This is a genomic window from Acerihabitans sp., assembly GCF_036398755.1.
Classification (GTDB): Bacteria; Pseudomonadota; Gammaproteobacteria; order Enterobacterales; family Enterobacteriaceae; genus Acerihabitans.
On sequence record NZ_DASWOM010000085.1, the window covers coordinates 1 to 12,249 of the forward strand.

Below are 12,249 nucleotides of genomic sequence, written 5' to 3' on the forward strand. Positions count from 1 at the left end.
CGCCGAAGCGGGCCTTGCGTGGATTGGCGGTGTTTCATCAGATGGAATAATCAGTCACACCCGCTCCACCACCACCGTGATGCCCTGGCCGCCGCCGATGCACAGCGTCGCCAGACCGGTGGTTTTATCCCGGTTTTGCAGGGCGTGGATAAGCGTCACCAGGATGCGCGCGCCGCTGGCGCCGATGGGGTGGCCGAGCGCGATGGCGCCGCCGTTGACATTGACCCGCAGCGGATCAAAATCCAGCTCGCGCTGTACCGCCAGGAACTGGGCGGCGAACGCTTCGTTGGCCTCGATCAAATCGATATCCTTTACCGCCATGCCCGCTTTAGCCAGCGCCCGCCGCGTGGCGGGGATCGGGCCAAGACCCATGACATCGGCGGCGACGCCGGCCGACGCCCAGCCGCGGATGCGCGCCAGGGGGATGATACCCCGCGCGCGCGCCGCCTTTTCCGACATCAGCACAAGCGTAGCCGCCGCGTCGTTGATGCCGGACGCATTGCCGGCGGTCACCGTGCCATCGTCCTGGAACGCCGGTCGCAGCGCGGCCAGGGAGGCGAGCGTGGTGCCGGCGCGCGGGAACTCGTCGCAATCGAACAGCCGCGGCTCTTTTTTAACCTGCAGCCGGATCGGCACGATTTCAGCGGCAAAGCGGTTTTCGCTGACAGCCGCCTGCGCCTTGCGCTGCGAATCCACCGCCACCTGATCCTGCTCTTCACGGCTCAGGTGATAGCGTTGGGCGATGTTCTCCGCGGTCATGCCCATATGGAAATCATTAAACGCGCACCACAGGCCGTCGCGGATCATCACGTCCACCAGCTTGCCGTCCCCCATGCGATAACCTTGGCGCGCCTTTTCCAGCAGATAAGGCGCGGCGCTCATATTTTCCATGCCGCCGGCCAGACACACCTGGTTGTCCCCGCATAAAATAGACTGCGCGGCCAGGACGACGGTTTTCAGGCCGGAGCCGCAGACCTTGTTCACCGTCAGCGACGGCGTGGCCAGCGGCAGGCCGGCGTTGCGCGCCACCTGATGGGCCGGATTCTGCCCCAGGCCGGCCTGGAGCACGTTACCGAGCATCACCTCGTCAATGACCAGATCGTCCGGCAGCCCGGCCAGGTTGGCCCGTACCGTGGCCACGCCAAGCGCCACGGCGGAGGTAGCGGCCAGGCTGCCGGCAAATTTGCCGATGGCCGTTCTTTTTGCGCTGACAATCACGACGGAATCATTCATCGGGCGCCCTCGTACTGTTGCAGTGAGGGGGAGACGATAAACGCGGCGTCGGTTTTGGCGCGCAGTTCATCAAGGGTGATATCCGCGCTGATTTCGTCCAGGAACATCTGTCCGTCGCGGAAGCTGAATACCGCCAGTTCGGTCACCACCTTGCTGACTTTATTGACCGCGGTCAGCGGATAGTCGCAGCGGCGCAGCAGTTTGGCCTCGCCGTTTTTAGCGCAGTGCTCCATGGCGATGATCACGCGCTTGGCGCCCACCACCAAATCCATGGCCCCGCCCATGCCGGGCACCATTTTGCCCGGCACCATCCAGTTGGCCAGGCTGCCGTGTTGGTCCACCTGCAGGCTGCCCAACACACACACGTCCACGTGGCCGCCGCGGATCAGGGCAAACGAGAAGGCGCTGTCAAACATGGCGGCGCCCGGGATCATGCCGCAGGGCTGGCCGCCGGCGTTGACCAGTTTGGCGTCGGCGGCCGTGATGGGACCCAGGCCGAGAAAACCGTTTTCCGACTGGAAGGTAACGTCGATGCCGGCCGGCAGGTAATTGGCGACCTGGGTGGGCAGCCCGATCCCCAGGTTGACGATATCGCCGTCGCGCAGTTCCAGCGCGACGCGGCGGGCAATGCGTTCTTTTGCGTTCATAGACCGGCTCCTGCAAACAGATAATCCACCAGCGCGCCGGGCGTGACGATATGTTCGGGATCTAATTCCCCCGGCTCCCGGATGTGGTCGTACTGGGCCACCACCAGGTCGGCCGCCAGCGCCATCAGCGGGTTGAAATTACGCGCGGTCAGGCGATAGACCAGATTACCCAGCCGGTCGGCATGGTGGGCCTCCAGGATGGCCAGATCGGCGCGCAGCGGGCGTTCCAGCAGGTAGTCGATGCCGTCGAGGCTAATGGCCTGCTTGTTTTCCGCCACCACCGTGCCGACGCCTGTGGGGGTAAGAAAACCGCCCAGGCCCGCCCCGCCGGCGCGGATTTGCTCGGCGAGCGTTCCCTGCGGCACCAGCGCCACGTCCAGTTCGCCGGCTATCATCCGGCGCCCGGTTTCCGGATTGGTGCCGATATGCGAGGCGATGACTTTTTTCACCTGGCCGTTGGCTACCAGCGGACCGACGCCGGTATCCACAAAACCGGTATCATTGCCGATAAGCGTCAGGCCTTTAACACCGGACTTGATAATTTCGTCGATTAAATAACGCGGCGTGCCGATGCCCATAAAGCCGCCAAACATAATCGACATGTCATCGCGCAGCAAGGCGCGGAATTGTAATGCGTCGATAGTTTTATTCTTCATCATATTCTCTTTGGACAAAATAATGCCGAGCAAAAGAGGCGGAAATAGATACCGCCAGCTTTTTTCGACTTATTTATTACCGGGTAACGAGGTTAAATTTCCATATCCATCAGCGCCGAGCTCAGGCTCTTGCCATGCATGTCCAGCGCCAGGGAACGGGTGACGCCGCCGCCCAGGGCGTTATACATCACAAAATTCAGCGCACCGATATTGGGTAACTCATAGCGCACCACGTCGCCGTGCACAATATCGCCAAACCAGGCGCGGACTTTTTCCGCCGTGACCGCTGTCTTTATTTTTTCATAATTCGCAATATCGTAGGTAATTAAAGAAATATTGGAAATATTCCCTTTATCACCGGTACGGGAATGGGCTATTTCACGTAGTTTCATTTCGCGCTCTCCAAATAATCGACCTGGGCCTGGGTTAATTTACGCGGCAGCAGAGTGGAGTCCATGGCCAGGATCTCTTTAACCGATTTCATCACGCCGCCGCCGCCCGCCGGGCCGTTGGTGTACAGGGTTTCCACCTCATTACCCACCCGCACCGCCTGTTTGCGCGTCAGGCAGCGGGCCGCCACCCGCGCGCGGACTTCATAGGGTTCGCCGTGCCGCGAGCGCAGGGCGCCGTGCAGGGCATCAATGCCGATAAGGTCAAAACGCGCCTCCTCCGGGGTAAACCGGCAGAGCTCGAAACGTTCGCGCACGATATCCAGCGCCAGCCGGCCGCGCGCCACCGCGCCGGGGCCGGCGTAGGCAATTTCCCCCTCGCCGATAAACCCGTCCTGGTAACCGACCGAAACTTTCAGCGTGTCGGTGCGCGGCCGCCCGGTGGCGCCGGCGACGGCCACGGCGTCGTCGCCGTGGGCCGTGAAGGTAACGCCGCTGAAGTCCGCCACCACGTCAGGCGTCAGGTAACGATCCGGGCGGTGGATTTCATACATCAGCTGCTCTTTGCAGGTATCGACACAGACCCGGCCGCCGGAACCGGCCACCTTGGTGATAACGGCGTCGCCCCGTTCGGTCACCTCGGCAATGGGGAAACCCAGGCGGGCCAAGCCCTGCACGTCCTTATAGCCCGGGTCGGCGTAATAACCGCCGGTAACCTGGCCGCCGCATTCCAGCAAATGGCCGATGCATGTGCCCTTGCCCAGACGTTCCCAGTCGTCAAACGCCCAGTTGAACGCATGGATCATAGGCGACAGAAACAGCGAGGGATCGGCCACGCGCCCGGCGATCACCACGTTAGCCCCGCCGGCCAGCGCCTGCACCAAACCTTCGGCGCCCAGATAGGCATTGGCCGACAGAATATTTTTACCGGATTGGGACACCGGCACGCCGGCTTCGTCCAGGGTAAGATCTTCTTTGATAAGCGTGGCATAGACATCGTCGCCGGTGACGACCGCCACTTTTACGCCAGGCAATCCGAGTTCGCGGGCCAGGGCAATCACCGCTTCGCCGGCGGCCCGCGGATTGGCCGAGCCCATATTGGTGATGATAGTGATGCCTTTTTCCCGGCACAGCGGCAACACCGCCCGCATACGGTCTTCGAGCAGTTCGTTATACCCCCTGGCGGGGTCCTGCTGCTTTTGTTTTTGACCGATGGCGATGGTGCGTTCCGCCAGGCATTCAAACACCAGATAATCGATATCGCCTTTTTGCGCCAGCTCGACCGCCGGTTCGATACGATCCCCGGCATAACCGGCGCCGGAACCTATTCTGATTTTTTTCATTACCTAATCCTTTGTTACTGCCTTGATTAAAATGGAGTTTGCTAAAATGGGAATACGCCGGTCAACGCCGCGGCAAAGGTCATGATGACGCTGGCCGCCCAAAGAACCGGGATGGAGAATTTTTGGTGATCCGCCAGGTCGACCCCGGCAAGGCTGACCAGCAGGAAGGTGGCCGGGGTTAGCGGACTGACGGCAAAACCGGTGGTCATCTGGCCGAGTACCGATGCCTGGGCCACCTGGATGGCGGGGATGCCCAGCAGTTGCACGGTATGGGCGATAACCGGCATGATGCCGAAGTAGTAGGAATCGGGGTCGAACACCAGGCTCAGCGGCATGGCGATCAGGCCGACGATAAAGGGAATATGCGAGGCAAAGGCCTGCGGCATAAACCCCACCGCCGCTTCGGACATCGCCTTGAGCATGCCGGCGCCGCCCATGATGCCGGTAAAGGCGCCCGCCGCGAACAGGATGCTGGCCATCATCAGCGCCGCCTTGGCATGGGCGTTAATCCGCTCCTTCTGCATGTCCACATTGGGGTAGTTGATCATCAGCGCCAGCGTCAGGGCAATCATAAACGCCACCGTGGGGGAGATGCGGGTCAACACCATGGTGCCGATAACCGCCACCACCAGGCCGAGATTAACCCAGAACAGGTGGGGACGGCGCAAGGCGCGTTCCTGCTCGTTAAGCTCCTTATGGTGGGCGGCATCGCCGGCGGCGGCCTGGAAATGCGCAACGCCCAGGCGTTTTTCCTCTTTTTTGCCCCAGTAGTAGCCCATGGCCGCCATAAACAGCAGGCCCGCCACCTGGGCCGGGATCAGCGGCAGGAACAGATCGTGGGTAGGGATGCCGAGCGCCGCCGACGCGCGGATCATCGGTCCGGTCCAGGGCAGAAAGTTCACCCCGGCGCTGAGCGCGGTAATGCCCACCAGGATACGTTTATCCATGCCGAGCCGGTTAAACAGCGGCAACATGGTGGGAATGGTGATCAAAAACGTGACCGCGCCGTTGCCGTCGAGATGAGCAATCAAGGCCAGGAAGCCGGTGCCGATAATGATCTTGACCGGATTGGTGCCGACAAACCGCAGGATGCCGCGGATAATGGGGTCGAACATACCCGCATCGGTCACCACCCCGAAGAAGGTGATGGCAAACACGAACATCGCCGCCATCGGCGCCAGCTTGGTAATGCCGTCAATAATAAACTTCGCCGTGTCGGTGCCGCTGCCCGCCGCCAGGGCGCCGATGACCGGAATGACAATCAGGGCCACCAGGGGGGACATGCGTTTGGACATGATGAAAAATAACAGCGTGGCTATGGTGAGTACACCAATTAACGCCAACATAGGATTCTCCTTATAATTTATATTTCTCCAGCCAATAACGTTATCGTTACATTAAATTAAAAATTTATTGACTTAAATATACGTTAGCCGTTTTAGCATCGAGGTTCTATCGGGTTTTCAACTGCGGATATTTTTAACATGCCCTGGCTACATTCGGCTAATCGGTAATTAAAATAAGTCATAAACAATGGCTGTTAAAGATATTTATCCGCGGCGCCTATTGATTTATTTGCGCCGGCGATGTTAATTATTGTTGATATCAATCAGAAGGTTATATTTTATTCTCCGTTTTACGCCAAAAAAAAATGCCTTCAGGTTCATGCTTTTTGGCTTCCATGCGGTTTTTTAATAAAAAATATGATTAAATTAAATGAGAGCTGGATCATAAAATATTTCGGCTGATAAGGGACTCAACGCCGGACGGATAAAATGGCGGATTTATCGTATAAACCGCGAGGGAGGAAGGATGAATTTATCAATCAAACAGCTGCGCGCTTTCCTTATATTAAGCGAAGTGGACAATTTTACCCGCGCGGCAAAAAAGTTTAATTTATCCCAGCCTGCGTTTAGCGCGCTGATTGCCGGCCTGGAGGAGGAGATCGGCTACCGGCTGTTTGATCGCGATACCCGCCGGGTGCAGTTAAACGCCAACGGTATTCATTTTATCGATCTGGCCAGGCGCCTGGTGCAAAACCACGACGATGCGGTCAATGAAATCACCGCCCGCGCGGCGGGGGGCAACAGCACCGTGACACTGGCGATTCTGCCCTCCCTGGCCGTGGAGTGGCTGCCGGAAGTGCTGGTGCGCCATAGTCTGCTGCATCCTGACACCCGGGTGGATTTGCTGGATACCCAATGGGATCGCTGCCTGAAGGCTCTGCTGGACAGCCGGGCGGATCTGGCGCTGACCGCGGGCCAGCCTATGGCGAATATCTTCAATTCCACCCTGCTGTTCTCCGACAAATTCTATTTGCTGTGCCACCGCAACCACCCGCTGGCGCGACTGGACAGGGTGGACCTTTCCGATATCGGCCGCTTCCCGTTTATCGGCTTTTCGCCCGGAACCAGTATTCGCCAGTACACCGATACGCTATGCGAAATGGTGGGAGAGAGTTTCAACTATCAGCAGCAGGTGCGCCAACTGACCACCATGATGGGCCTGATTGCCGCAAACTATGGGGTGAGTATTACCACCGGGCTGACGCTGTTTCAGTTCCGGCATAAGGATATCGTTATCATTCCCTTCCGGGATTTGGCGCTGGAGCGCGCGATTTACCTGGTTACCCTGAAAGGGCGACACCTCTCCCCCTGCGCCCAGGAATTTATCGACTTTATCGTACTGCAGGCGCAGGATTTCCAGCCGCGTTAGCATAAGCCGCGGGCGGTGGTTTCAGCGGCTGTCAAAATGCGGATGGCCACGCCGGGCGCGACTCGCCAAGAGGAATCAGCCGGGGCACGCCCTGGGAAGCGCTGCGGCGACCCGGCCGAAGTCCTGGGTCAAAGCCCGGCGCCATTTGACCTGATGACGTCCTGATACCAATGGAAACTCTTTTTACGGCTACGCCGTAACGTTCCATTGCCCTGGTTGTCCTGGTCGACATAAATGAAACCATAGCGCTTGTTCATTTCCGAGGTGGAGGCGCTGATAAGATCTATCGGAGCCCAGGAGGTATAGCCCAGCAGCTCCACGCCGTCTTTCACCGCCTCTTTCATCTGCTGCAAATGAGACTGGAAATAGGCAATGCGGTAGTCGTCGCGGATAACGCCCTGCCCGTCCGGCGTGTCCACCGCACCCATACCGTTTTCAACCACAAATACCGGAATTTGATAACGGTCGTATAAATCGTTGAGGGCAATACGCAATCCCACCGGATCAATCTGCCAGTCCCATTCGGTGGTTTTTAAATAGGGATTCTTGACCCCGCCGGCGATATTCCCCCCCACTTTGTCCATTTTATCGGCATTGACGCTGGTGACCAGCGACATGTAATAACTGATCGAGATGAAATCGACCCGATGCTGGCTGAGTATCTCCTCGTCGCCGGGCCGCGTGTCAATCTGAAGGCCTTTTTCGCTGAAGCGCCGCAGCATATGGCGCGGATAACGGCCGCGGATCTGCACATCGGAAAAGAAATAGTTCAGTTGGTTCTCCCGGCCGGCTAACAATACGTCTTCCGGCGCGCAGCTTTGCGGATAGGTCAGCAGACGGGTTAGCATGCAGCCGATTTTACTGTCTGGACTCAGGCGCCGGCAGTGTTTCACCGCCAGAGCGCTGGCCACAAACTGGTGATGCAGCGCCTGGTAGATGATATTTTCAAGCCGCTCCGCCGGATAGCGTTCCGGTACTATGCCGCCGGTTGTAAAGGGATGGCGGATGATGCTATCGATTTCATTAAAGGTGAGCCAATATTTGACCTTCTTTCCATAGCGTTTTAGCACCGCCAGGGTGAAGCGTTCAAAACAGTCCAGGGTGCGGCGATCGCTCCAGCCGCCGAACTGATTAACCAGATACATCGGCATTTCATAATGTGACAAGGTGACTAATGGCTGGATATTATTGCGCAGCAGCTCATCTATCAGGTCATCATAGAATTGCAGCCCCGATTCATTTGGCTCTGGTTCCACGCCGGTGGGGAAAATTCGCGTCCAGGCAATGGAAAATCGCAGCACCTTGAACCCCATCTCGGCAAACAGGGCAATATCGTCTTTGTAGTGGTGATAAAAATCAATACCGCGCCGTTTGGGATAGTCAGCGGCATCCGTCGCCTGCATCGCCTGCTCGATTTGCTGATTGGTGATGGTATAGTGTTTTGAATATTCCTCGGGTTTGAGGTCTTTTTTAAAGATGGCCATATCGGCGGTGGATAACCCTTTCCCCCCCTCGTTCCAACCCCCTTCCACCTGATTGGCCGCAATGGCGCCGCCCCAAAGGAAGCCTTCCGGAAAACCGTCGATTTTTTCTTCAAACATGCTATTTCTCCTGATGGTTTATTCAACGGGCCGACATCGACACGCGCAATAGGGGTCCACTGGTTTCCACGTGCGGCGAATCCGTGATGCTGACGCTCGGGTAGTCATCGGAATTGGCGATGATGACCGGCGTGGTGATATCAAAATGGCGGCGCAGTAATTCTTCGCGATCAAATGTCAGTAACAAGTCGCCGGAACGTACCCGGTCTCCCTCGCGGATATGGGCGCTAAACAATTCTCCGTTGAGCCGTACTGTGTCCAGACCGACATGGATCAGCACTTCGACACCTTGATCGGACGTGATGCCTATGGCGTGGTGAGTGTGGAACAGCTTGCTGACCATGCCGTCCACCGGGGAATACACCTCGCCGCCGACGGGGATGATTGCGATTCCCCGCCCCATGACGCCGCTGGCGAAAACGGGATCGTTCACCTGTTCCAATGGCATCACCCGGCCGTTAAGCGGCGCCACCAGGAAGGACTCGGTTCCAATACCGGCATTGCCGGGGTTGGCCGCCGGGGTGGCGGTAGCGGTATTGGTGGGAGTTGCCACCGGCGCACCGTTAACCACCGCGCCGGCGTTCCGCCCATCATCGGCCGCCGGATTGACGGGCGAGCTGATGGCTTCATCAAAGCCCATGATAAACGTCAGCGCCGCCGACAGCGCGAACGAGAGCGCTATCCCGGCGATATAATATTTGAAGGTGGCGGTCATAAAGGCGGGCAAGGTGGTCAACGAAGGAAAAACGTAGGCCATGGCGGTGGTATTCATCGCGCCGACAAACCCACCGGCAATCACGCCGGCTATCGTCGCGGCGACCAGGGGGCGTTTGTACTTGATGGATATACCATACACAATGGGTTCGGTGACGCCGGCCAGCAGCGCCGGCAGCATGGCGGACAATGCGAAGGACTTCAGTTTCGGGTCCCGCGCGCGCAAAAAGACGCCAAACGCCGCGCCGGCCTGGGCAAAGGTTGCGGTGCCGGCGGGCGGCTTTATGGTGTCGAAACCATGTAACGCCAAATTGTTCAACATGACCGGAACCAGGCCCCAATGCAGGCCGAACATCACCAGGAAAGTCCAGCCGGCGCCGATCAGCGCCCCGGTCAGCATGCCGCTCTGGTGGTTCATAAAGGCAATGCCGTCGCCGATTGCCGTACCGGCATAAATCCCGATCGGCCCGACGACGATGGCGACCAGCGGCACCATAATTATCAGGCCCAACATCGGCACCGCCACCATTTCGATGCTTTGATGGATAATGCGCTTAAGGCCGCGTTCCACCCACGAATAAACCCAGACGGCTAAAATGGCGGGAATCAGCGTGGAGTTATATTTCATCAATACGACCGGAATACCGAGAAAACTGACGATATCGCCGGGCTGTTTTATCATGGCGGTAAAATTCGGTTCCAACAGCGCCGCGACGATTGCAACCGAAACAAACGGATGCGCGCCAAAGGCTTTGCCGCAGGAGAAGGCCAGCAGCAGCGGCAAAAAATAAAACACGCTGTTGCTGGCGGCCAGCAAAATAAGATACGTGCTGCTGTCGGTCGCCAGCCAATGATAGGTGGTGAGGATCACCAGCACCGCCTTAAGCATGCCGGCACCCGCCAGGGCGGGAACGATCGGCACCAGGATCGACGACATGGTGTTGAATACCCGGGCCAGCGGATTTCCTTTACGGGCGCCGGTTTCCGCTCCCCCTCCGGCGGTGCCGTTGATGTTATGGCCTTCCATGATTTGATGGTAAATGGCCGCGACCTTATCGCCGACCACCACCTGGAATTGGCCGTTGCTTTCCACCGCCATGATGACGCCGTCCAGTTTATCAAGCGCCGGCTTATCAAATTTACCGGCATCTTTGAGATAAAAACGCAGCCGCGTAATACAATGCGTCAGGGAAGCAATATTTTTTTCACCACCGACGCGCTCGACAATCCGCGCCGCCAGATCCTGTTTATCAGACATAGGTTTACCTCGGACTTTTTCATCCAATCAAGACATATAGGGAGAGTCATTTCCCAATAGTTATTGTTAGCGATATAAACAGGTTCAGTTTTGTGAACTTGACCTGACATGTTCAATATGCAGGGATAAAAACATCATTTCGTCGTCCGTTAATTCCCGCTGATATTCATGCAGCAGATATAAGTTAATTTTCCTGGCGCATGCGTCCGCTAAAGCGTATTTCACCGCCACCAGATTATGGAGCTCCGCATCATCGCCGCGCACAAAGGCCTGGCTTAACAGGCGATGGGAAAAAAATTTGAGATGGACAACAAATCGCTGAAAATCAATGGATTGTTCATCGTATTCCAACTGAAAATGATATTTCACAATATTAAGTATATTTTGTATAAGACGGGACATTTGCGCCACATCAGGCAACGTGCCTTCCTGTTGTGCGTTGAGCAAATGTAACGCGATAAATCCCGCTTCATCCTCCGGCAAGTCGACATCGAATTGTTGATTAATAGTATCCAGTGCTTCCTTACCAATCGCGAACTCCACGACATACAGTCGTTTAATATCCCACAGTAATTCACTTTTGGCGAAACGCTGCTGGCGAGCCCGCTCAATCGCGAAATTAAGATGATCCAGCAGCGACGCATACAGGCTTTTGTGAATTTTACGATCCAGCCGGGCCGCCGCCTGTTTAACAATATCAATCACGATATTAAACAAGGCATCCGGGACAGTGTTAAAATCCGTATTTACTCGTTGCATATGGTCTTCACGGGCGAGACGGAATATTTTATCAGCCAGGTTTGGGTCGATCCATTGCCCGGTTTTTTTTTGAAAGGCAATCCCTTTACCGATAACAACACATTCCTTGTCATCCGCATCGCTCACGATGACAACGTTGTTATTCAACACCCGCAGAATTCTCATTTTTGCCCCATAAAAAAAGGCAAAACGTAAAAGAGGTTTTGATCTCTTCTAGGTTTTGCCTGTTCTTAACAGTTACAATCCACGCTGACGAGTATTACACCCTGTATTCTTGCAATGCAATACGTCTGCGCGAGAAGGTTAATTTTCTGTGAACTGATGCACAAAATTGATGCTTGCGCCAGGCCCCACGACTCCCTCGCCCAGCCAGTTAACCCTGAACTCTATTAACCCGCGGTTAAAATTAACCGCCATGACGCCGGCGAATCCAAGCTGGGCGGCGATGGCGCGGGAGACATGCTGTGGAAGCTGATTGCCCGCGGCTCTGGGCAACCAGGCCCGGCCGGGGGCAGGTATATCTACGCCTGTGGAAGACTGTTTTCGCCGGCGGTTTTCATCGGCTGATAGCCACGCGCCGCCATAAACGCCGAGACGGCCTGTTCGGCGACGCTGATGACGTCCTCAAGCGGCTTATTGGCGTCGATATCAACAATCTGCGCGCCTTCATACGTCAGTAACGGAGTGATGGCGATTTTTTTGGCCAGGGATTCCTGACGATGATCGGGCTTGCGCGCGCAGGCGACGGCAAGATCAACATTGAGTTTTATCACCAGGTCCGGCTTATGAACGGCCATCCAGCGAAACGCCGTGCGTTCACGTCCCGCCAGCCATGCCACAAACCGGCTGCCCGGCGCGTTGGCGGGGAGAATCGTGCCGTCATAGCCCCCCGGGATTTGCACTTGTGGAAAACGGTCGGTGAGTACCATTAGCC

Annotated in this window: 11 protein-coding genes; 1 reads left to right on the plus strand and 10 read right to left on the minus strand. The window is 56.8% G+C overall.

The window, feature by feature from the left end:
• Positions 1 to 54 precede the first annotated feature (54 nt).
• The 6 genes from VGC33_RS14125 to VGC33_RS14150 form a co-directional block, all read right to left on the minus strand.
• Positions 55 to 1,233, minus strand: coding sequence for an acetyl-CoA C-acetyltransferase (locus VGC33_RS14125; RefSeq protein ID WP_331121406.1), 1,179 nt, complete (start codon positions 1,231 to 1,233; stop codon positions 55 to 57).
• On the minus strand, positions 1,230 to 1,880 hold the full coding sequence (locus VGC33_RS14130; protein ID WP_331121407.1) for a 3-oxoacid CoA-transferase subunit B: 651 nt from the start codon (positions 1,878 to 1,880) through the stop codon (positions 1,230 to 1,232). The genes VGC33_RS14125 and VGC33_RS14130 overlap by 4 nt, the downstream gene beginning before the upstream one ends.
• Entirely contained in the window at positions 1,877 to 2,536 is a 660-nt protein-coding gene (gene atoD, locus VGC33_RS14135) for an acetate CoA-transferase subunit alpha (protein ID WP_331121408.1), read from the minus strand. Before atoD ends, VGC33_RS14130 begins: the two co-directional genes overlap by 4 nt.
• A 92-nt stretch (positions 2,537 to 2,628) precedes the next feature.
• The gene (locus VGC33_RS14140) at positions 2,629 to 2,928 is read right to left on the minus strand and encodes an AtuA-related protein (protein ID WP_331121409.1); all 300 of its coding nucleotides are present in this window, start codon (positions 2,926 to 2,928) and stop codon (positions 2,629 to 2,631) included.
• On the minus strand, positions 2,925 to 4,268 hold the full coding sequence (locus VGC33_RS14145; RefSeq protein ID WP_331121410.1) for an acyclic terpene utilization AtuA family protein: 1,344 nt from the start codon (positions 4,266 to 4,268) through the stop codon (positions 2,925 to 2,927). The genes VGC33_RS14140 and VGC33_RS14145 overlap by 4 nt, the downstream gene beginning before the upstream one ends.
• Positions 4,269 to 4,309: 41 nt before the next feature.
• The gene (locus VGC33_RS14150) at positions 4,310 to 5,614 is read right to left on the minus strand and encodes a CitMHS family transporter (protein WP_331121411.1); all 1,305 of its coding nucleotides are present in this window, start codon (positions 5,612 to 5,614) and stop codon (positions 4,310 to 4,312) included.
• A gap of 466 nt (positions 5,615 to 6,080) precedes the next feature.
• Here VGC33_RS14150 and VGC33_RS14155 point away from each other — a divergent pair, with 466 nt between their 5' ends.
• Positions 6,081 to 6,983 carry a LysR family transcriptional regulator gene (locus VGC33_RS14155; RefSeq protein WP_331121412.1) on the plus strand — a complete coding sequence of 301 codons (903 nt, stop codon included), beginning with the start codon at positions 6,081 to 6,083 and terminating at the stop codon, positions 6,981 to 6,983.
• A gap of 128 nt (positions 6,984 to 7,111) precedes the next feature.
• Here VGC33_RS14155 and VGC33_RS14160 read toward each other — a convergent pair whose 3' ends face one another.
• From VGC33_RS14160 to VGC33_RS14175, 4 genes are all read right to left on the minus strand, one after another.
• On the minus strand, positions 7,112 to 8,584 hold the full coding sequence (locus VGC33_RS14160; RefSeq protein WP_331121413.1) for a glycoside hydrolase family 1 protein: 1,473 nt from the start codon (positions 8,582 to 8,584) through the stop codon (positions 7,112 to 7,114).
• Positions 8,585 to 8,606: 22 nt separating this feature from the next.
• Positions 8,607 to 10,556, minus strand: a complete 1,950-nt coding sequence (locus VGC33_RS14165; protein WP_331121414.1) for a beta-glucoside-specific PTS transporter subunit IIABC — start codon at positions 10,554 to 10,556, stop codon at positions 8,607 to 8,609.
• 84 nt (positions 10,557 to 10,640) lie between these two features.
• On the minus strand, positions 10,641 to 11,480 hold the full coding sequence (gene licT, locus VGC33_RS14170; protein WP_331121415.1) for a BglG family transcription antiterminator LicT: 840 nt from the start codon (positions 11,478 to 11,480) through the stop codon (positions 10,641 to 10,643).
• A gap of 356 nt (positions 11,481 to 11,836) precedes the next feature.
• Positions 11,837 to 12,249, minus strand: a 413-nt coding sequence (locus tag VGC33_RS14175) for a nucleoside/nucleotide kinase family protein (RefSeq protein WP_524535655.1), incomplete at its 5' end; no start/stop codon positions are given.